This window comes from Ammoniphilus sp. YIM 78166 (assembly GCF_004522215.1).
GTDB lineage: Bacteria > Bacillota > Bacilli > Aneurinibacillales > RAOX-1 > YIM-78166.
In genome coordinates this window covers 425,164-446,142 of the sequence record NZ_SDLR01000005.1, presented here as the reverse complement: position 1 = coordinate 446,142, position 20,979 = coordinate 425,164, and the positions used below count along the sequence as shown (strand labels likewise).

The following is a 20,979-nucleotide window of genomic DNA, read 5'->3' as shown; positions in this document are numbered from 1 at the left end:
TTATATAGGAGTTAGCATCCTAAATAAAAGGAGGAGGCAATGCAAATGAAAAATAGTGGTATGAACAGACGGGATTTTCTAAGAGTGGGTGGAATGAGTACGCTGGCCTTAACCTTAGGCTCAACGGGCTTATTCTCTCTAGGTGGACAAGCTAGTATTCTAGCTGCTGAAGGAAAAGCAAACAATCCCACGAGCGGTGCGGGCGGGTATGGTCCCTTAGTTAAAGACCCCATGGGTTTTCTTGACCTCCCGCAAGGCTTCCAGTACAAAATCATATCGACAACCGGACAACCTATGGCAAATGGAAATGGTGATCTGGTTCCCGGTCTGCTGGATGGAATGGCCGCGTATCAAGGGGCAAAAAATACAACGATCCTTGTGCGAAATCATGAGTGTGGGACGAATCACCAATTCCCGGTAAATGGTAAAAACCCCTGGAGCAAAGGGGCAGCAGGTGGAACAACAGCTCTCATTGTTACTCCTGACCGCGAAGTGGTGGAGGAGTACGTCACCAACTCAGGAAACATCCGTAACTGTGCAGGCGGTGCTTCCACTTGGGGAACCTGGTTAACCTGTGAAGAAACGAGAGAGATGGGACATGGCTTCGTTTTTGAAGTTAACCCACTTGACCCAGAAAATGAAATGTCTAGAACGCCTATTCGCGACATGGGATATTTCTCCCATGAAGCATGCAGTGTAGATCCATCTACAGGAATATGGTACTTAACGGAAGATAGTGAGCCTTCCTTTTTATACCGTTTTACCCCTCATAACCGCAGTCAAAAGCTAGGCTCCCTTCAAGAAGGAGGAATTTTGGAAGCTGCTGCGTTGGATGAACTTCCAAACAACTCAGCAAGTAACTTTACACCAGGACAAACGGTGGGAGTGGTTTGGAAGCAAGTCAATCCTGAGCGTGCGAAAGAAGATGCGAGAGATCTTGGCTGTATTCGATTTACTCGTCTCGAAGGCTCTTGGTTTGGAGGAGGGGCACTCTGGTTTGATGATACCAGTGCAAGAACCACAACCGCGTCAGGAAGGTTTGGACGAGTGTATCGTTATTTCCCAGCGACGAACACATTAGAGCTTTTCTTTGAGTCTCAAGATACGAATCAATTGCATGCACCGGATAATGTAACGATTACGCCTTGGGGAGACCTATGGATTGCTGAAGATGGCAACCCACGCGGGGACCGGATTATCGGTTTAACGCCAGAGGGCAACGTGTATGAGTTTGCACAAAATGTATTTAACAACTCGGAATTCGCTGGGGTTTGTTTCTCCCCTGACGGAAAAACCATGTTCGTGAATATGCAAAGTCCTGGTTTTACAATTGCGGTTTGGGGACCCTTTGCTCGGAGAAATTCGGCTCGCCAGTTTTCCATGAGTCATGCTGCGCCTCCTGCTGGATTTGCACCGCAAATTTCGGACAAAGTTGCTCAGTATGCGGAAGAAAAAGGAATCTCTCCTTTGGCAGCTGCTGTTCTTGATCGCCATGGTGTCACGATTTAATCGTGTAAATAAGCTCTCTTCGAACGATTGAAGAGAGCTTATTTGTATACTTTTTGGACCTTCAAAGACGGCGTGGATATTCGGAAATGGCCAAAACAGATGATGCGCCAGCATATGGGGATCGTGCTCCAAGATCCGTTCTTATTCACTGGAACGATCGCTTCCAATGTGTCTTTGAATGATCCTACAATTACTCGTGAGCAGGTAGAAGAAGCTTTAGCCTCTGTGGGGGCCACTCGCTTGCTCGTACATCTGCCGCAAGGGATCGATGAGCCAGTGATGGAGAAAGGAAGCACCCTGTCTGCGGGTCAGCGGCAGCTAATTTCCTTTGCCCGGGCTCTTGCCTTTGACCCAGCCATTTTAATCTTAGATGAAGCCACTTCGAATATTGATACGGAAACGGAAGCGTTAATTCAAGATGCGTTGGAGGTTGTGAAGAAAGGGCGAACGACTTTTGTTATCGCGCATCGACTGTCGACGATTAAAAGCGCCGACTTGATCCTTGTCCTAGATCGTGGAGAAATTGTGGAGCGAGGAGATCATGAGTCGTTGATGCAGCAGTTACCTTGTTAGCATCCGGAGGTCCGTTATTGGCGAGAATCGGTAGTTTACCGGCGACTTTGGTAGGTTTATCAGCAACTCTGGCATGTCTACCGGCTATTTTTCCTGTAATACCGTCAACTAGAAAAGAAGAATGTGCATTCAAGCGGAAGGGGGAGGGGGTATCTGATCAACTAATGTGGAAATGGTTCAGTCAGTGTTAAAAATTCTTCATGCCGTATTCGAGCCGAGGAGAAATACCGGCAACTTTCTTCATTTACCAGCGACTCCGTTCCTCTTACCAGCAACTGAAGCCTCTTTACCGGCAACTCGAATTGTAGGTGGTTGAGAATAGGTGGTAGGGTATGTTTTAATCAGACACCCTCTATCCTTCATCCACTAATTCCTTTCGCGCCATCCGCACCAGCCCCAACAAAAGAATCATAGCCGAAAACAGGAGGATGACCAGAGGAAACATAACGAGGTTAAAAGCCGGCTCTACGTTGATGGAAAAAGGGGTATAAACGAGCATTACGGCAGTTGCGAGGAAGTAGAATTTCCATCGATATTCTGCTTTTTCCTGGAGTTGTTTAAGTTCTCTTTGCATAGCAAGCTCGCCAATTCCTTTACACAACCAGTAGAGCATAAAAAGGTCGAGTACAATTAGGACTTGCCCCAACAAAGACCAACCCAGATCTTGGCTGGAGGGCGGATCCTCTAATAGATTCATGCCAGGGGTGACGACTAAGGACGTTAGTGACAAGAAAATCAAGGTTAGGGTAAAAGGACGGGCTTTCAAAAAATAGGAGTGCTGTCCGGCTAGTGTACCCAAGGCCCGAAAAACGAGGATGTACCCAATAAAGTCCGGGAGGATATCAACATATTGTAAACGAAAGTCTAGTAACACAAGCAGCAATCCTATGAAAATGCGTTGAAAGGCATCTGCCATCATTTTAGCTCTCTCTCCTTTCATCGAGGATCGCTCGTATGTCATCTATACTCCAATTGGGGGTATAGTTGATAAACATCAGCCCTTCTTTTAGCTGCCCATCTTCTGTTTGTACTTCGACGACAGACATGCTTCCATAGATATGTTGCGCTCTCGGGTCATCCTTGGAAAACTTGAAAGCATAGTTCACTTCTAGGTATGGCTTAAAATCGAAATGAATGGGATCGACCTCGCCTCCAAGATCTTGACCGTTGACTCTAAAGGTTAAAACGTTGGAATCGAGACCAGGTGGTAAATGCTTGATACGAATCGGCTTCAAGGTTTCTTTTTCTCTAAAATGTGAAAAGCCGGTGTTATCCGAGGATCCCCCACTGGACTGAGTATGGATATAGGGGTCTTCACCTTCTATTCGGCGGATCAAGATTTCACCAATGTCCACGAGTTGACGAGTACCATCGGAGAATTGCACTTCGAGCTCCGTGATCTTTTCCTGAGCGCCAAGATCGTTTAGCATCGCTTCATTCCATTCGAATCGTACGCTCTTGACTTTATGGTACCGTGACCGGCTGCGTTCGTGTTCCCACGTCGGGTAGAGATCGTGGTTAAGCGAAGGTATCCTTACATTGTAGATTCCTACGTCTTCATTATGATTCACCAAGTAATACAGCTCAACATTCAGTTGATCTCCTAAAGTCCCTATATCGTAATAATGCTTCATAAAAAGGGGCTCATTGAGTTGATGGCGTTGGAAGTAGGCAAGATTACCAACCCATAGCAGAACAAGGACAAAGAGGCCGAGTCCTATTTTTGTGCGATTCATCTGCATCCCTCACTTTCTTAGGGTTAGACGAGAACCGGTGTCGATATGTTTCACTTACTTGAAATTAGTCAGGCAAAACGGCAAAATAAGGATAGAAGTTAAGGGCGACATAAGGGGGCATACAAAATGGAAATAGGGATTAGTACGTTCGTAGAGACGACACCGGACGTTCGGACCGGCGAAGTCTTGAGTCATGCAGAGCGGTTGCGTCATGTTGTAGAAGAAATTATTCTTGCCGACCAAGTCGGGTTGGATGTTTTTGGCGTAGGTGAGCATCATCGTCAAGATTTTGCGGCATCGAATCCGGCGGTGGTCTTAGCTGCAGCAGCTTCTCAAACCAAGCGAATCCGGCTGACAAGTGCCGTTACGGTCCTTTCGTCGGCGGATCCTGTACGGGTATTTCAGGATTTCGCTACGGTAGACGGGATATCCAATGGACGGGCAGAGATCATGGCAGGACGCGGGTCGTTTATCGAATCCTTTCCTTTGTTTGGATACGATCTAAAGGATTATGATGCGCTGTTCGAAGAAAAGCTCGAACTGTTATTGAAGATTCGGGCTTCAGAAAAGGTGACCTGGAAGGGTGGGCATCGGCCGGCCATTAATACTTTAGGGGTATATCCGCGACCGGTGCAGAACCCTTTGCCGATCTGGATTGGCAGTGGCGGTAACGCGGAATCTGTCATTCGCGCAGGCTTGCTCGGGTTACCGCTCGTCCTAGCCATCATTGGTGGAAGTCCTCTACAGTTTGCTCCGTTAGTGCAGCTTTATAAGAAAGCAGCAGCCCAGGCGGGTCATGATCCATCTAAGCTCCCGGTTGGTTCTCATTCGCACGGCTTCATTGCAGAGGATACGGCAACCGCAGCGGACAAGTTTTTCCCATCGACTCAGTATGTGATGAACGTACTCGGAAAAGAGCGAGGATGGGGGCATTACGACCGAAGAGCGTTTGATGCTGCGCGAAGATTTGAAGGAGCGCTATATGTAGGGGATCCGGAAACGGTGGCGGAAAAAATTATCCACCTGCGCAAGCAGGTGGGCATTACGCGTTTTATGCTTCATTTACCCGTCGGTTCGATGCCTCATCAAGAGGTCATGAACGCCATTGAGCTGTTGGGGAAGGAAGTTGCGCCTCGCGTGAGAGCCGAGGTTTCTCGCTGGGAAGCCGAAGGGAATTAATTGAAAAGAGAAGGAGCATCGACACTCATTCGATGCTCTTTTCTTTTTAAGGCTTAAGTTTTTCATAAAGCTTACGCAACACAATAGCCACTGCCCAGAGCGGGAGAGCTTGGTCGATTGTTTTCTTCCAGGCTGGATCGGTTAATAAGCCTTCGTCGTACATCCACTCTACGGAATCGATTTTCCATTGGGGTGTATTCGGCGGATAGAGATCAGCCGGGGAAGTCTTGGGGTGGAATAAAATGGCGGCTCCAAGCTTTCGTTGATCTTTATTGGCGCTGATAGGTTGGCCATATTGGACCATAACACTGGATTCACCGCCATCAGCATTCAGTGCTTCCACTGCTCCCAAGTAGATCATCACGGCAGCCAATTCATCCACCCGCAGCCCTGCGTCCCATGTGGAATCGCCATCTACAACGATAACAAGCAAACGTTGGTCCTGGGTAAAGCCCAGTCCTGTTCTTGGCCTGCGATTCGCATAAACGTCAGGTGGTGTTCCTTCGCCAGCTGTGTTCACATAAATTTTACCATTCTTTACAAGCTGAGGGGTAGAAGAAAAGGCTATTTTAATGCCTTGCAGGGCATTTCGATTGAGTTGATCCACCTTCATACTATGGTCTTGATAAAGGATAAAGTCGGCCCATTTCTCGGCGGATACGGTGTCATTGATTAGTTTTCCGTCTTTAACGATGAAGCCAATCGGTCGGACGTTATAGGAGAAGGGACCATTAATGGCCAGTTCTGCTCCCGCATCCGAAGCGATTTGAGGAACGGTATGGTCGGGTTTAATTACAATATCCATTTCGTAATTTTTAAAATCAACATAAAAATACCGGATGTCCGTCCAACCATTGGATGCGGCATAGTCTCCGCTATAGGGGAGTTTTCCATCGGCTTGTTTTGGTGCGACTTGCACTCCATGCTGAGAGGTCCATCGTACTCGTGTATGGGTTACAGTAATGGCCATTTCTATTTTATCACCAGCTTTCTTTTTAATAGAGTATGCAATCCCGTTAGTTTAGGGTTGTGTCATTGTACTACTCTTTTTTTCGAACACGGATGGAGTAGAAGAAAATGGCAAAATCTATAATAAATTGTAAACTGAGGACTGACGAGCCATGCATATTATTTATAATGTCTTGCTGTTATTGGCTGCTTACCGATGGGGCGATTGGCGAAATGGGGAGAAGTATTATCCCACCATTCTCTTTATCATCCTATGTGATTTTCTACATAACTTCTTGTCCTATGATCATCAATTGTGGACTTTCCATGAGAAAATGCTTCAAGGGCTTCTTCCTAATCATACTATTATTTCTTTACTCATCATGTTTGTTGGTTACCCTTCAACGATCTTAATATATCTATACAAGTTTTTTAAGACGAATTCTTGGTGGAAACGAACCGCCCATTTTCTATTTTGGGTGATCCTCTACTTGTCCATAGAATTTATTGGGTTTCGGACTGGGTATATTACTTATCACAACGGGTGGGAATTTTGGCATTCGATACCCTTTGTTTTCGCCATGTTCATTATCATTCCACTTCACCATAAGAATCCGCGCCTAGCCTGGGGGTTAGCGATAGGGATTACAACTTTGATTCTTCATTATTATGGATTTAGCATAGATAAGATGAAGTAGTTCAAGGAACAATATTACTGAGATCTTTAAACTTTCAATTCAACCTACAACCAGAAAAGGAAGATGTCACTTATGCCGCAAAAACGTGCGATTACGATTGCAAGAGGAGATGGAATCGGTCCTGAGATTATGGATGCCACGCTAAAAATCTTAGAACAAGCGGGAGCCATGATTGAGCCGGAGTTTATTGATATAGGGGAAAAAGTGTATTTAGCTGGTCATTCGTCGGGGATTACCGAAGACGATTGGGAATCATTAAGACGAACCAAGGTTTTTTTCAAAGGACCGATTACGACCCCACAAGGGGGCGGTTACAAGAGCCTTAACGTAACAATTCGAAAAACCTTGGGATTGTATGCTAATGTGAGGCCGAATGTTTCGTATGCGCCATTTGTCAAAACCAAGCACCCTAATATGAACATCGTCATTATTCGTGAAAATGAAGAAGATCTCTATGCAGGTATTGAACATCAGCAAACCCCAGAGGTCGTTCAGTGTCTGAAGCTCATTACTCGTCCAGGCTGCGAAAAGATTATTCGATATGCTTTTGAATATGCAAGAAAGAACAATCGGAAGAAAGTCACCTGCTTTACCAAAGATAATATCATGAAGCTAACTGATGGCCTTTTTCACAAGGTGTTTAACGAGGTTGCGAAAGAATACCCTCAGCTGGAAACTGAGCATTGGATCATAGATATTGGAATGGCAAAAATTGCGGATACTCCACAGGACTTTGATGTGATCGTGATGCCTAATCTTTATGGAGATATTGCCTCTGATGTAGCAGCTCAAATCACAGGCAGTGTGGGATTGGCAGGTTCAGCAAATATCGGGGACCATGTTGCCATGTTTGAGGCGATTCATGGCAGTGCTCCTGACATAGCCGGGAAAGGAATCGCTAACCCGTCAGGGTTGATTCATGGTGCGATAATGATGCTCGTCCACATTGGACAACCAGAAGTAGCCGCGCGCATTCACAATGCCTGGCTGAAAACGATCGAAGATGGGGTTCACACGGGGGATATCGCCAAAGGAGGCACTTCCGTGGGGACTATGGAATTTGCTGAAGCCGTAATTGCACGACTCGGGCAGAAGCCTACAAGCTTTGAACCTGTGAATTATACTCTTGAAAAAGAGCCGGAAGGTGCAACAGAATTCCAGCTAGCTCCGATGGTCAAGGATCGCCCGCCGGCGGATGTCGTCCGGGAATTAGATGGGGTCGATGTTTTTTTATTCAATAATGAGCTCACCCCCGATGAGATGGGTGAAAAAATGACAGAGCTTGCTGGTGATGATTTTGAACTCGCTGTGATTACCAATCGAGGTGTCAAGGTTTATCCCAACAGCTTTCCGGAAACTTTTACGACAGATCACTGGCGTTGTCGTTTTCAGAAAAGCGAGGAACAGGAAGCTGTTACCAATGAAGATATCCTTGGACTATTAAGTCGAGTAGAGCAAGCAGGACTCGATTTTATAAAAGTGGAGAACTTGTACCGTTTCGACGGAGAGTTGGGATATTCGTTAGGGCAAGGGCAATAGGGATTTATAAAAGAAGGTGTCCTAAAAGGGCACCTTCACTTTTGGATTGACATATAGAATCTTTGAAATTTGCAAAATATTTGTTTGATTTTATGTTAAGTACAAGGTATCATTTTTGGTATATATACCAACCTTTGTGCAGTATTAAGGGGAAATCAGCGATGTTGAAGTGGAGAGCTACACAGTTTTATGCTCCCTTCGTTTTTTGGGGGACTTTATTTACGGTTTTCATTATTACGAGTCATACTTATATGCTGCATGTGATTGAAAAGGAAAAAATGCTACAGAAAGAGATTAATGACATCCATCGTGATATAAATGAACTGTACATCTCTGTCCTAAACCAACAGAGCGGGCAAAGAGGGTTTAATTTAACGGGGGACCCTAGGTTTTTAGAGCCATTTCATGAAGGGAAACAAGCTTTTGACGAGATCGAGAAAGGCTTGTCGCTGAAGCTCCAAGCGTATCCCTCTCTTGCGGAACATGTAGAGGGTCTAGTCCAGAGGGGGGAACATTGGTATTCCCATTATGGAAACTATCAGGTGCAATTAACACACCAAGGGATCCATCCTAGCCAAGAGTCAATGGAGAAAGGAAAAGAAGCTTTTGATTTTTTTAAACAATCCTTTACGGATACCCACATCATAATAGAAGCAAAGCGAAGACAAATTGAAGAGAAGTATACCGAAACGATTAGCTTGCTTATCTTTTTCCGTTCCATTCTCCTCGTTTTTCTATTCATTATCATTTTATATTTCATTTTTAGGCAATTCAGTTCTATCCGCGTGTCGAAGCAAAAGTATCAGTCTATTTTTGACTATAATAATGTGGGGATGCTGGAAGTGGATTTGAAGCAGAAGATTATAAAGGGCAATGACTTGATCGAAAAAATTGTGGGATACACGGTAGCTGAGCTCAAGTCGCTCGGATTTTCCTCTCTCATTGTGCCAAAGGATATGAAAATTAGAACAGAACATCATCAAAAAGCCCTTGAGGGGCATACGCAAGAATACGAGATTTCTGTCATTCACAAGGATGGTCATATTGTAGACATCGATATTAAAGTCATTCCGATCATCATCGATCACCAGGTGATTGGCCTGTTTGAGGTCATCAAGGACCTGACCGAATCGAAACAATTAGAAATGTATCTCCGCCAATCAGAAAAGCTATCTGCCATAGGGCAATTAGCGGCTGGTGTGGCTCATGAAATACGTAATCCATTAACAACGATCAAGGGATTTATTCAGCTGCTGGAGTCTAGTCTTGATCAGCGCCATACGAAAGTTTTACTTGAAGAGGTCAGTCGAATTAACTTAATCGTAAGCGAATTTCTCATGCTATCTAAACCGCAGAGCGTCTCGTTCAAAGCTACAGATCTTACTCAAATCATAAAAAACGTCGTTTACTTCATAGAGGCAGAAGCAAATTTAAAAAATATTCAGGTCTCGGTCATTGATCATTCTGATTTAAAAACCGTGAATACTGAAGAAAATCAAATGAAACAGCTATTTATTAATCTTCTAAAAAATGCAATGGAGTCGATGACTCAAGGAGGAAAAATTACCATAGAAGTAAGCAACAGAGATTACACAGGGATTTCTGTTGTTGTGCGAGACGAAGGTTGCGGCATTCCTCAAGACGTAATCGAAAGGTTAGGTGAGCCTTTTTTTACCACTAAGAAAGAAGGAACAGGTTTGGGCGTCATGATTTGCCGGCAAATCGTTAAAAATCACGGAGGGACTTTCGAGATCATGAGCGAATTAAACAAAGGAACGTCCGTTCAACTTGAGTTTCCTTTGTTAAGGGAAGAAACGGAGTAAATATGTTCAAAAAACAGAAGAAATGTAGGTAGCAAGCATGCAAAAGATGTAAAATTATTGTATATTATGATCGAGGGGGGTGGTTTAGATGGCAAATCCATTCGAATTTGTCCACATCAGTATCGTCTCATGCAAAGCCTAATGAGGGGCGATTCTTTGCATGGGTGGATGGATTAATATTATCGTATCGCCCAATAGCGCTTATTTCGTTCCTAATATTTGGCTTTGCCCCTTATTAAACTTATCTATTAAGAATAAGGAGCTGGACCTGATGTGTAAACCATTTATTAGGAATCACCAATATAATCTTATTAAGAAGCAAGCGCGCAATGTTCAGTATGCTTCCAAGACGGTGGCGGACCCAAGAGTAATGGAAGCTATAAGATACAGTGCAGAGACCCAAATACTTGAAGGATTTCCAAGCCTTACGTCAGATCAAAGGCAACTATTAGAAAAGGTGTCGGTTTTGCATGAAGCAGAAGACCTTCAGCAATACCTGAATTCTTTAACCCCGAATAGAGTGGCTTTTTCACAAGTGACGGAAACGCAGCTTCGGAAATTGTTCCCGAAAAACAAAAAGCTTAAGCTTCCTGATTTTTCGTCTATTGATTTCCTATCATTCACTTACTTGAGTTGGCTGGATATAGCCTTGAATAAAATGTTCTTGGTGTATAACCTCGATGATCAGATCGTGGGGATCGAAGGGAAGTATATCCCAACTAATAAGAAGGATGTATGTTCTTTATGTAAAGGGCATGGGGAAGTTGCATTAGTGACGGCTCTAACCAAATCAAAGCCTGCCAACGCTTCTGTTGATTATTATAAAGCTGTAGGCAACTATATGTGTATAAACAGTGAGAAATGCAATGATAATATAACGGATGTTACGTACCTAGAAAGGTTCATTAAAAGTATCATTCGTTAAAACAAATGAACCCCCTCTGGCTGTAACCTAAGCCTAGGGGGTTTAATAGTTGTTCATGATCTTCTCCTTTACTTGATTTTGTGAATCCGGCTGTAATTCATTGTCTTAAATAGATTCTTCGCTTTCTTAGCTGCCAACTTTTCCGCCTTTCCTCCAAAAAGCCAATTCAACCAGTTTAACATAGAGCAATCCCCCTTATTTGTGATTCTTACTATAATTCATGGTTTTGCTTAAGGATTTTTCCTTTCTTGCTACCAATTTTTCTACTTGATTTCCAAATATCCATTTTAACATCTTTGATTCCTCCTGATTGTTGTATTATTTTCTTATATCTATGGTATACAGTATACCAATTAATGATAATCATTGTCAACTGGTATTTTACAGGTACTTGTGAAATTATATGTGGCAAGTACGGGTTGTGTCTGATTAGGGGTTGTCTTGACATGAAACCCAAAGGTTTCATATAATTAAAAAGGAAACCTTTTGGTTACATATTTACTATTGGAGGAATGAAACATGCCATTACAGGATATACGAAAAACCACGATATTTAATGCACCGATTCAGAAGGTATGGGAAGCGGTATCCACATCTGACGGTATTGCTTCTTGGTTTATGCCTAATGATTTTAAAGCCGAACTCGGCTATGAGTTTACGATTCAGTCTCCTTTTGGGCCGACTCCCTGTAAGGTATTGGAACTTGCAGCTCCGCATCGACTGGCTTTTTCTTGGGGAGGTAATGGATGGGAAGTATCGTTTGAATTGAAAGAGACAGACGGCAAAACAGAATTTACCCTGACTCATTCTGGGTGGGGCGAACCTGACGATCTTATGCCGCCAGTGCAAGAAAAACAATCTGTTATCCGTGACAGAATGGGGAATGGATGGGAGACGATTGTTACCGTTAGGCTTCGAGAAGTGGTTGAAGGATAATGTCAGCGCTGCACAAGCATGATGTATTCGATGCGATTGCTGATCCAACCAGGCGAGAAATGCTTAAACTTCTTGCTTATGAGGAAATGCCTGTTACCATGATCAGCCATCACTTTCCAATCAGTCGAACGGCTGTGTCTAAACATCTGCGCATCTTATCAGAGTCGAAGCTTGTGAGTATGACTAAAGTGGGACGAGAGACACGCTATAAGCTACACCCCGAGGCATTGTTGGAACTCAAGGATTGGTTATCGTTTTTTGAGCAGTTTTGGGACAACAAGCTTTCCATGCTCAGGCATGTTGTGGAGACTTCTACAGATGGTGAAGAATAAGCTTAAGGAGCAGCTCAGTGTGGCTGCTCCTTAAGCTTATTTACTATCGACGTGAATTTGACCTTATAGGTACAATTTGACCTCTCATCTCTCCAGGCGCAGGGTTTTGCTCGGTATGCGCATTAACGTAGGTTAATCCTCTTCTCATAGCCCTTAGCAAGTCCCTGACTGTTCGAATACCAAGGTCATTAGGTACGATGTCCCGATCTGTGATTGTACCTGTGATCACCCCTCTGTTTGTGGTAATCCCATTTTGCTGTTCGAGTGTCTCTAGGTCTGCCCCGAAGAGGAAGACGACTACGGGTCCATTGACTCCTCGTTGACCCACGTGAATGTGTGCTTGAACAAAATTCCGAATATTTCTTACATCTAGGGCAAACCTTATTCGGGTGTGGTTTCTATTTGTTACAAATTGGGCAAAGCCAAAGGCATTGGTTTGTACAGGAGGGACTTCATTCCTCCCTCTCAATCTCGCACGAAATATTCTCAATATCTTCACCTCGTTTTGTCTGAATCGTACATAATATGTAAATTTATGTGGTTTGTATGGTTATCAAACCAAGTACTGAAAGAAATAGGTAGTAAAAAGAGATCATCCACAGTGTTTCTTTCCCTAATCGAGAACGGTATAATATAGTGTGACTAAAAAATAAGGGGAGCCACGCTTTGAAAACATTTAAGAAAGTTTATATCGAAATTACAAGCGTATGTAACCTTGCTTGCACCTTTTGCCCGCAGACGGCTCGAAAGGCGAATTTTATTAAACTAGATACGTTCAATCATATATTGGATCAAATTAAGCCGCATACGAACCATATTTATCTCCATGTGAAAGGGGAGCCACTTCTCCATCCCAAAATTGATGAGCTGCTTGACCTAAGCCATGAAAAAGGCTTCAAGGTCAACATCACCACGAATGGAACGCTGATCGCTAAGACGAAGCATAAGTTATTAGGAAAACCAGCGCTGCGCCAAATGAACTTCTCGCTTCATAGCTTTGATGGGCATGAAGGTTCAGAGGATCGGGAAGGTTATTTGTCTCATATTTTATCCTTTGTTAGGGAAGCGGCGGAGCATAAGGTGATCTTTTCCTTTAGACTATGGAATTTAGATCAGGACAACGCAACGAACCTGCAAAAAAGCAGAAACCGAGAAACCCTCGAAGTCCTTGAGAAGGAGTTTAACCTTGACTTTAGAATCGAAGAAAAAGTAGTGCCGGGCAGCGGGGTTAAAATAGCTGAACGGATTTATTTAAATCAAGATCATGAATTTCAATGGCCGAGCCTAGAGGCCCCTGAAGACGATGGAAAAGGATTTTGCCATGCGCTGCGCAGCCAAGCGGCGATTCTCGTGGATGGAACGGTGGTTCCATGCTGTCTGGATGGCGAGGGTGTCATCAATTTAGGAAACGTACACAGCACACCGTTCTCTGACATTGTGGAAAGCGAAAGAGCGAACAACTTATTCTATGGATTTTCCAAGAGAGAAGCGGTGGAGGAATTGTGCAGGAAGTGCGGGTATAGAAAGAGATTTGGCGCTTAAGGATTGAGTCTGAAGCATCTACTGACACCGGGGTAGATGCTTTTTTTGGTATGGATTTAGCATGGACAGGGGGCTTGAAATAGGATAAAGTGAGGAAAAGCTAAACACAACATGGGTGAGATTAATGTTTGTTCATAATTTTATATCCAATTTCTCTATCTTAGTGGCCTTTCTTTTCGTCGGACACCAGCTCGTAAAACGGTTTCCAAGGCTTGTAGAACCCCAAACCAGCCTAAAACAGCTTGTTCATGGTGTTATGTATGGTTTCTTGGGAATTGTCCTTATGGGGTTTGGGTTTAAGACGATTGATGGCTCCCTCTTGGACTTACGTCATGTTCCCATCATTTTATGTTTAATCTTTGTGGGAGCGATGGCTGCCTTTACGGCTGCTTCCCTGATTGCGATAGCAAGAATCTTATTATTTGGATGGAGTGAAGCGGCGTTTTTCGCCGTCGTCGCTATTATTCTCGTTTATATTTTTGGCATGATCTTATCCAAGAAAGTAAGAGGGGTATGGAATCAATGGGCGATGGCAACGTTGTTTTCCTGTATCATTCTGACGATTACTAAATATTTTGTTCTTGTTCATCATAGCTTAGAGTTATATATAGGGGTTATTGCGGAATATTGGTTTTTCTCCTTTTTTGGAGGATACGTATCCGTATCTTTGATTACAACCCTCCGCAGAAACGAAGAAATTTTAAAAGATCTTGAGATGCGAGTCAAGAAAGACTATCTGACGGGGGTTCATAATGTACATTATTTCGAGGATTCGTATCGGCAATTGGTGAATCAATCCAGAGAACTGCATCAGTCATTAAGTCTGATTGTTCTAGATATCGTTTTTTCAAGAAGATAAATGATACATATGGGCATAGTACAGGCGACGAAGTGCTCAGACAATTTGCAAGTATCCTTCAAAAATCTGTTCGTAAAGAGGACACCGTATCAAGAAACGGTGGAGAGGAATTCTCAGTCATTATGGCGAAGACAACGAGCACCGAGGCCTTTGAGATAGCTGAACGAATTCGGAAGAATGTGATGGATCAACGGATCCAGCTTGCTGATGGGACGATTCTAAGCATCACGGTCTCCATCGGGATCGCCACCTATCCGGAAAATGTGGAAGATGGATTCAAGCTTTATCATGAAGCGGACAAAGCTTTGTACCAAGCAAAAGCTCAGGGTAGGAACTGTACGATGGTGGCTGGATGAAAATCTATAAAGGGACCATTGAGATTACTGGTTAGTTATGGTAGTGTATAATCTATAATTAAATATTTTTGCTTTTATGGTGCTGTTAGTAGGTTAACAGCTTAATAGGGAAGCTCGGTGCAATTCCGACACGGACCCGCCACTGTAATGCTGACATCTATTTTAGGATACCACTGGTTGTTGCAACTGGGAAGGAGAAATAGATGGTTGAAGCGAAGTCAGGAGACCTGCCACAAGAGTATAACACTGTGCAAAACCTTACGGGAATTAGGGGAGGTGTTACGTAACTAATATTGTTATTGTGCGTAATGCATCTTTCGTTTAGAAGGATGCTTTTTTTATTTTTCTATTTTGGGGGTTACGACGTGGAAGAAGTAGGATTACTGTCTATTCTAGTTTTTGGATTTATTTTAGGTATTAAGCACGCCATTGAGCCGGATCACGTAATAGCCGTTTCAACGATTGCCAGCCAGAGCAAAAAGCTATGGAGATCTTCTTTAGCGGGTGTGTTTTGGGGTGTGGGACATACGGCTACTCTATTTGTTGTTGGGATCGTCCTGATTCTCATGAAAGGTGAGCTACCGGAAAAGTGGGCGATGTCGTTGGAGTTCTTAGTCGGGATTATGCTGGTTTACTTTGGGGTTGCTGCCGTGCGATCGGTGAAAACCGCACGCAATCAGGGGCATGAGCATGTTCATCAGCCAAGAGATGTTTCTTACACGAAGTCGATGTTCATGGGCCTTATTCATGGACTGGCTGGAAGTGCTGCCATGGTTTTGCTCACGATGAGTACAGTTAATACCGTTTGGGAAGGCGCCGCCTATATATTCATATTTGGCGCGGGCACGGTAGTGGGAATGCTGTTCTTTACTACTATCATCGGCATTCCGTTTGTTTTTAGTGCAGGCAAGATGAGAATTAACAAGGCTCTTACGCAAGCGACCGGTGTGATCAGTACGGGTTTTGGGTTTTATTATATGTACAACCTTGGCATCACGGAGGGTTTGTTTCAGCTTTGGATGCAGTAGCGAATCGAAGAAAGAGCAGTGGAATCACTGCTCTTTTTTTCCTAGCCATAGAAGTATCGTAATCAAAGTAAAGGCGATCAAAGCTAGAAAAGGAATGGTGATAAAACCTAACCAATTGATATACTGTCCACTACAGGGTACGCCTACGGTACAAGGAAGCACCTGATCAAACATCGGCACCTTTTGTTTAAGATAATGGAATAGAGAAACTCCCATTCCGATGATGCTTAAAGGCATCGTATAAGGGATAATTCCACGGTCACTCCTAAAGGTTGCAATTCCTAATTGAATAACAAGAGGGTACATAAAAATGCGCTGAACCCAGCATAGTGAACAAGGAATAAAGCCTACAATTTCACTAAAATAAAGGCTGCCTCCCGTGCCAATAAGGGAGACAAGCCAGGCTAAATAAAGGCTGTACTGTCTGATCATTGTGAACCGTTTTGAGCCTCGAGAATGGCTGCTTTAAAGGCTTCATAATTAAAGGTATCTTGGATGGGAAGCTCTTTACCGTTGATAAACAGGGTTGGGGTGCCTCTTACACCAGCTCGGTTCCCAATGGCGATATCTCCTTTAACTTGCTCGGCAAATTGGCTGTCCTCGATGTCCTTTTTTAATTGATCGAAGTTAATCGGGAGGTTGGCCTTGCGTGCAATCTGCACTAGGGTATCTGGAGTAGCCCAAGTTGTTTTCTCATCTTGCTGGTTGGCAAAAACGGCATCATAAAACGACCAAAATGCTTCTGGATTCTGATTATAAACTGCTTCGCCAGCTATCGCTGCGGTGGTAGAATCACCATTCGGACTCACGATGGGATAATTGATAAAGTAGAATTGGGCGATGCCGGTATCGATAAAATCTTTCTTTACCAAGGGAAGGATGTCTTGATCAAATAGCCTGCAAGAAGGACATTTGAAATCGGCAAATTCTACAATTCTAACAGGTGCATCCTTTGACCCCAGAAGAGGCTGCTGGTCATACTGAAACACGGCTTCATCTAAGGCAGACTTGGTCTTCGGACCGGAAAAAGCACTGTATAAGATCGCTCCTACGCATAGGAGAAGGATAAGGCCAAGGGTCCACCCCATTAATCGCTGCGATTGCTTTGCTTTTTCAGCTTCGACTTGTTTCTTCGTTTTTTTCTTTCCCATTTACTTGTTCCTTTCTATAAGTCTGATATCCTTCAAGTCTAGGTTATTTGGTCAAGCCTTGTCAATGAATGGAGTTTTTTGTGGAAGAAAATAAACTAGGCTGTTATAAGCCTAGTTTTAAAATGCTGTTATCGGAGTTTTTATTGCGTCTAATATGCTCCATACGTGTGCCCGGTAAATAGGGTACTCTAGGCCTTCATAGGTGAGGATCTGGCCATGGTGTTGGTAGCCAATTCGTTCTAGCAGTTGTTTCCCTTCCTTGGAGACAACAATGGCCCCTAATTCTTTTATGCTCACTCCTGCTTCCATTAAGGAGTTAAAGAAACGAGGCATGTCTTGTACAAGTGCTTTACTATAAAGTTTCTTCTGCTCATCCTCAATATCAACAATGATAGAAACACTGTATATGTAAACTTCTTTATGGTGTCGGTAATGCAGAACATACTCGGATAGCTCGCCTTCTTTAAGTTCTCCACACAACACCTTTTCATAGGCATCCTTGTTTAGAGGGAGTGCAGCATAATATCCCTTGATGCCTTCCGCGGTACCTACCACTCGTGCGAGCTGGGTTCCCTTGCGGAAGGTTTGTTTCACGGCTTCTAAGTCTATATGCCATTTCTGTGGATAGTAACGATAATCTAACTGCATCATCTGATCTACATCTTCTACGGTAGCTGTTCGAACCCATAACATTGTTTATCACCCCTCCCTATCATTAAACCCTGAGTTCGGGGAGAATGCAAGAAGGTGTCGAATTCGAAGTCCTCTCTTGACCTTTCAAGAGGGGCTTTTTTTTAGAAGAAAGCCATTGCTGAGCTGTCTAACTAGTGTATAATAATAATTATTCATTTTTGAATATTTTATTTATTATTTGATAAATGCCAAACGCTAATAGAACCAATGTTCAATCAAAAAACCAACTCGATTATCCATTTTTGAATAATGAAGGCGGGATATCCATGACGAAACCTTTTGCAAGGGAATGGAATGAGCATGAAGCCATTCTTCTTTCCCTAAAAGACGATATTTTAGTGACGAATGTCGACGGGACGATCTTAAAAGTAAGTGAAGCGACGGGTTCCATATACGGTGTAAAGTCGGAGGAGCTAATCGGCAAGTCTGTGTACGACCTAGAGAAAAAAGGCCTTTTTACGCCACTAGCCACTCCAATGGTCGTGAAAGAAAAGAAAAAAGTAACGTTCGTCCAATCCACAGGAGAAGGAAAGAAGCTTTTGGTTACAGCGATTCCCGTATATGATCCAACAGGAGTGCTGGCTCGGATCGTGAGTTATTCTCACGATGTAACGGAATTGCTGGAGATGAGGAAGTATTTAAACGTCATGGAAGAAGAAATGCAGCGAGTAAAAACAGAACTGGAAATCTTGCGTCAACGCCAGTTTGATACAGATGGAGTCATAGCTCATAGTGTCGAGATGTCACAAGTGCTGCGGACCGCGCTGCAGGTGGCAGAAGTGGATGCTAACGTACTGTTGCTTGGAGAATCCGGAGTAGGCAAAACCTTGATTGCCAAATTCATACACAATAGAAGTACACGAAAGAGCGGTCCATTTATCGAGGTGAACTGCGGCGCCATTCCAGAAAGCTTATTTGAGGCTGAGCTTTTTGGGTATGAAGCAGGGTCTTTCACAGGTTCAAGTAAAAAAGGAAAACCTGGCCTCGTGGAGCTGGCGGAAGGAGGAACCTTGTTTCTTGATGAAGTTGGTGAACTGAGCCTAGCTAATCAAGTGAAAGTCCTCAAATTTATCCAAGAAAAACAGTTTTATCGTGTGGGAGGAACCCAGCCACGAACGGTGGATTTTCGACTGATCTCCGCGACGAATCGGGATTTGGAAAAATCGGTTGAAACAAAGGAATTCCGTGAGGATCTATTTTTTCGACTTAATGTCGTTCCCTTGCTGATTCCGCCGTTACGCCAACGGACAGAAGATATTATACCGCTCGTAGATCATCTGCTTAAGCATTTTTCCGTGAAGTATAAGCGAACACGTGAATTGCAAGCAGATGCACTGCAAGTGTTGTTGAACCAAGAGTGGAAAGGGAACGTGAGGGAGTTAATTAATCTGATGGAACGCCTCGTGGTGACCTCGTCTGTGACGCTGATTACAGTCGATAACCTTCCTGCCTCCTACCGGCAGTCTTCTTCAAATGATCCTCTTACTCAGGACAGACTGCGCCCTTTAAATGACATGATCGATGAGTTTGAGCGAGGCGTCCTCATGCAAGCGAAGAAGCGTTATCGGACCCAAATGGAGATGGCGAAAGTACTAGGTATTAGTCAACCTTCCATCGTCAGAAAACTGAAGAAATATCGTATTGAAGAATAGAGATTGGCATGAGTTTTGCAGGAATAATAGACGAAATCAAAATTAATCTCTAAACGAAGGGGTGTTGTCATGCAGCCACAACCACAAAAAGAAGTGGTATTACAGGAACCAGTAATGACGAAATCTGCCGAACGTTGGTCCCTTGGGGATCTGATGAAATTTATCATTCCGTCGTTATTGGGTATTCTCCTTTTCCTCGTTCCGATTTCTTACAATGGGAAAACCACCATCATCATCGGTATCGTAGCAGAACTTACGCAAGACTTTATTGGCAGCGCTTTACCAGGTCTGATGACGGCCGTACTTGTCATTTCTGCCGTATTTTCTCTTTTGGCGATTGTGTTAAAACCGGCATGGATCACAAAGTCCTATGTGATGAGCAGCTTATTCCACGTCGGGAAAGGCTGGGCTTTTATTCGTTTGTTAGGAGCGGTATTTGCCCTTCTTACCGTATTTAGGGTCGGCCCTGAATGGATCTGGTCGGAATATACAGGCGGTACCGTATTGAATGCCCTAATTCCAGTATTGGCTACGTGGTTTTTCTTTTCAGCTCTATTTATGCCTTTTTTGATGGAATTTGGTTTGATGGATTTTATTGGGACCGCCGTCCGCAAAATCATGAGGCCCTTATTTAAGCTACCCGGTCGTTCCTCCATTGATGCCATGGCATCTTGGATGGGAAGTGGGACCGTAGGGGTCCTCATTACCACACAGCAATATGAAAAGGGTTACTATACTCAGCGTGAAGCTTCGGTTATTGCCACGAACTTCTCGATTGCCTCTATTGCCTCTATTGCCTTTAGCTTAGTGATAGCCACGTTTATGGGAATCGGGGATATGTTTGTCCCATTTTATATCACGGTGGTGGTGGCTGGACTATTCGCAGCTATTGTATGCCCAAGAATTCCACCGTTATCCCGCAAGAAAGACATCTACTACGAAAAGGCTGGTAAACAAATCTCAGAAGAGGTTCCTGCGGGAGTATCTGATTTTCACTGGGGATTAAAGACGGCGGTGGAGCAGGCTCGTTCTGTAAAGAGTTATAGGCAAGTCGCAAAGAACGGGATCCATAACGTGATGGACATCTATTTTGGCTTGATTCCATTAGTCATGGGATTAGGAACCATCGCCTTGGTTATTGCCGAATTCACACCAGTTTTCCGTTATCTTTCTTATCCCCTTGTCCCGATCTTGGAGTTATTGCAGATTCCTGAAGCACGCGCTGCGGCACCTGCCATGATTGTCGGGTTTGCGGATATGTTTCTACCAGCTGTAGTCGGAAAAAGCATTGAAAGTGAACTCACGAGATTTGTCATTGCCTGTTTATCGTTGACCCAGTTGATTTATATGTCGGAAATTGGAATCTTGTTAATGAAATCTAAGATCCCATTAAACTTCGGTGAATTACTGCTTATTTTTTTACAGCGAACCCTGATTACGCTGCCGGTTATTGCTCTTATAGCTCACTTATTTTTCTTTTAGATACTGGAGGAGGAACAC

21 protein-coding genes, 1 pseudogene and 1 riboswitch are annotated in these 20,979 nt (G+C 43.7%); of the genes and pseudogenes, 15 read left to right on the top strand and 7 right to left on the bottom strand.

The annotated features are described in order from the left end of the window. Window positions 1-45 precede the first annotated feature (45 nt). Together EIZ58_RS23355 and EIZ58_RS23350 are read left to right on the top strand one after the other, a co-directional pair. Window positions 46-1,509 carry an alkaline phosphatase PhoX gene (locus EIZ58_RS23355; RefSeq protein WP_134703351.1) on the top strand — a complete coding sequence of 488 codons (1,464 nt, stop codon included), beginning with the start codon at window positions 46-48 and terminating at the stop codon, window positions 1,507-1,509. Window positions 1,510-1,575: 66 nt separating this feature from the next. After that, window positions 1,576-2,082: pseudogene (locus EIZ58_RS23350) on the top strand (ATP-binding cassette domain-containing protein); the annotation flags it as partial. A gap of 352 nt (window positions 2,083-2,434) precedes the next feature. Here EIZ58_RS23350 and EIZ58_RS23345 read toward each other — a convergent pair. Together EIZ58_RS23345 and EIZ58_RS23340 are read right to left on the bottom strand one after the other, a co-directional pair. Then, entirely contained in the window at window positions 2,435-3,022 is a 588-nt protein-coding gene (locus EIZ58_RS23345; protein ID WP_167577907.1) for a hypothetical protein, read from the bottom strand. After that, window positions 3,003-3,818 carry a hypothetical protein gene (locus EIZ58_RS23340; RefSeq protein WP_134703349.1) on the bottom strand — a complete coding sequence of 272 codons (816 nt, stop codon included), beginning with the start codon at window positions 3,816-3,818 and terminating at the stop codon, window positions 3,003-3,005. Before EIZ58_RS23340 ends, EIZ58_RS23345 begins: the two co-directional genes overlap by 20 nt. Before the next feature lie 126 nt (window positions 3,819-3,944). Here EIZ58_RS23340 and EIZ58_RS23335 point away from each other — a divergent pair, with 126 nt between their 5' ends. Further along, window positions 3,945-4,997, top strand: coding sequence for an LLM class flavin-dependent oxidoreductase (locus EIZ58_RS23335; RefSeq protein WP_134703348.1), 1,053 nt, complete (start codon window positions 3,945-3,947; stop codon window positions 4,995-4,997). Between the two features lie 46 nt (window positions 4,998-5,043). Here the strand turns inward: EIZ58_RS23335 and EIZ58_RS23330 are convergent, their stop codons facing one another. Next, window positions 5,044-5,967, bottom strand: coding sequence for a phosphodiester glycosidase family protein (locus EIZ58_RS23330; RefSeq protein ID WP_134703347.1), 924 nt, complete (start codon window positions 5,965-5,967; stop codon window positions 5,044-5,046). 151 nt (window positions 5,968-6,118) lie between these two features. Here EIZ58_RS23330 and EIZ58_RS23325 point away from each other — a divergent pair, with 151 nt between their 5' ends. The 6 genes from EIZ58_RS23325 (at window position 6,119) to EIZ58_RS23300 (ending at window position 12,198) form a co-directional block, all read left to right on the top strand. Then, window positions 6,119-6,643, top strand: a complete 525-nt coding sequence (locus tag EIZ58_RS23325) for a CBO0543 family protein (RefSeq protein WP_134703346.1) — start codon at window positions 6,119-6,121, stop codon at window positions 6,641-6,643. Window positions 6,644-6,715: 72 nt separating this feature from the next. Beyond that, the gene (locus tag EIZ58_RS23320) at window positions 6,716-8,182 is read left to right on the top strand and encodes an NADP-dependent isocitrate dehydrogenase (RefSeq protein ID WP_134703345.1); all 1,467 of its coding nucleotides are present in this window, start codon (window positions 6,716-6,718) and stop codon (window positions 8,180-8,182) included. Between the two features lie 161 nt (window positions 8,183-8,343). Next, complete coding sequence (locus EIZ58_RS23315; RefSeq protein ID WP_167577906.1) at window positions 8,344-10,005, top strand: ATP-binding protein; 1,662 nt, start codon at window positions 8,344-8,346, stop codon at window positions 10,003-10,005. A gap of 160 nt (window positions 10,006-10,165) precedes the next feature. Next, window positions 10,166-10,930 carry a FusB/FusC family EF-G-binding protein gene (locus EIZ58_RS23310; RefSeq protein ID WP_370297789.1) on the top strand — a complete coding sequence of 255 codons (765 nt, stop codon included), beginning with the start codon at window positions 10,166-10,168 and terminating at the stop codon, window positions 10,928-10,930. A gap of 519 nt (window positions 10,931-11,449) precedes the next feature. After that, the gene (locus EIZ58_RS23305; RefSeq protein WP_134703342.1) at window positions 11,450-11,866 is read left to right on the top strand and encodes an SRPBCC family protein; all 417 of its coding nucleotides are present in this window, start codon (window positions 11,450-11,452) and stop codon (window positions 11,864-11,866) included. Next, on the top strand, window positions 11,866-12,198 hold the full coding sequence (locus EIZ58_RS23300) for an ArsR/SmtB family transcription factor (protein WP_134703341.1): 333 nt from the start codon (window positions 11,866-11,868) through the stop codon (window positions 12,196-12,198). The genes EIZ58_RS23305 and EIZ58_RS23300 overlap by 1 nt, the downstream gene beginning before the upstream one ends. A gap of 43 nt (window positions 12,199-12,241) precedes the next feature. On the opposite strand, the gene EIZ58_RS23295 is transcribed toward EIZ58_RS23300, so the two are convergent. Further along, on the bottom strand, window positions 12,242-12,697 hold the full coding sequence (locus EIZ58_RS23295) for a CHRD domain-containing protein (RefSeq protein ID WP_240689344.1): 456 nt from the start codon (window positions 12,695-12,697) through the stop codon (window positions 12,242-12,244). A gap of 167 nt (window positions 12,698-12,864) precedes the next feature. Here EIZ58_RS23295 and EIZ58_RS23290 point away from each other — a divergent pair, with 167 nt between their 5' ends. From EIZ58_RS23290 to EIZ58_RS23275, 4 genes are all read left to right on the top strand, one after another. After that, complete coding sequence (locus EIZ58_RS23290; RefSeq protein ID WP_134703340.1) at window positions 12,865-13,740, top strand: radical SAM/SPASM domain-containing protein; 876 nt, start codon at window positions 12,865-12,867, stop codon at window positions 13,738-13,740. 124 nt (window positions 13,741-13,864) lie between these two features. Beyond that, window positions 13,865-14,599 carry a LytS/YhcK type 5TM receptor domain-containing protein gene (locus EIZ58_RS23285; protein WP_134703339.1) on the top strand — a complete coding sequence of 245 codons (735 nt, stop codon included), beginning with the start codon at window positions 13,865-13,867 and terminating at the stop codon, window positions 14,597-14,599. Continuing rightward, window positions 14,524-14,955 carry a GGDEF domain-containing protein gene (locus EIZ58_RS23280; protein WP_134703338.1) on the top strand — a complete coding sequence of 144 codons (432 nt, stop codon included), beginning with the start codon at window positions 14,524-14,526 and terminating at the stop codon, window positions 14,953-14,955. Before EIZ58_RS23285 ends, EIZ58_RS23280 begins: the two co-directional genes overlap by 76 nt. Window positions 14,956-15,015: 60 nt before the next feature. Further along, window positions 15,016-15,204: riboswitch (cobalamin riboswitch) on the top strand. A gap of 116 nt (window positions 15,205-15,320) precedes the next feature. Then, on the top strand, window positions 15,321-15,983 hold the full coding sequence (locus tag EIZ58_RS23275) for a LysE family transporter (protein WP_240689343.1): 663 nt from the start codon (window positions 15,321-15,323) through the stop codon (window positions 15,981-15,983). Between the two features lie 24 nt (window positions 15,984-16,007). On the opposite strand, the gene EIZ58_RS23270 is transcribed toward EIZ58_RS23275, so the two are convergent. From EIZ58_RS23270 to EIZ58_RS23260, 3 genes are all read right to left on the bottom strand, one after another. Next, the gene (locus tag EIZ58_RS23270; RefSeq protein ID WP_134703336.1) at window positions 16,008-16,415 is read right to left on the bottom strand and encodes a disulfide oxidoreductase; all 408 of its coding nucleotides are present in this window, start codon (window positions 16,413-16,415) and stop codon (window positions 16,008-16,010) included. Further along, window positions 16,412-17,134 (bottom strand): DsbA family protein, encoded by a 723-nt coding sequence (locus tag EIZ58_RS23265; protein WP_134703335.1) that lies wholly within the window; start codon window positions 17,132-17,134, stop codon window positions 16,412-16,414. Before EIZ58_RS23265 ends, EIZ58_RS23270 begins: the two co-directional genes overlap by 4 nt. A gap of 117 nt (window positions 17,135-17,251) precedes the next feature. Then, the gene (locus EIZ58_RS23260) at window positions 17,252-17,827 is read right to left on the bottom strand and encodes a hypothetical protein (RefSeq protein ID WP_134703334.1); all 576 of its coding nucleotides are present in this window, start codon (window positions 17,825-17,827) and stop codon (window positions 17,252-17,254) included. A gap of 266 nt (window positions 17,828-18,093) precedes the next feature. Here EIZ58_RS23260 and EIZ58_RS23255 point away from each other — a divergent pair, with 266 nt between their 5' ends. Next, window positions 18,094-19,479, top strand: a complete 1,386-nt coding sequence (locus EIZ58_RS23255; RefSeq protein ID WP_134703333.1) for a sigma-54 interaction domain-containing protein — start codon at window positions 18,094-18,096, stop codon at window positions 19,477-19,479. 69 nt (window positions 19,480-19,548) lie between these two features. Then, on the top strand, window positions 19,549-20,961 hold the full coding sequence (locus EIZ58_RS23250; RefSeq protein ID WP_370297788.1) for a YjiH family protein: 1,413 nt from the start codon (window positions 19,549-19,551) through the stop codon (window positions 20,959-20,961). Window positions 20,962-20,979 lie beyond the last annotated feature (18 nt).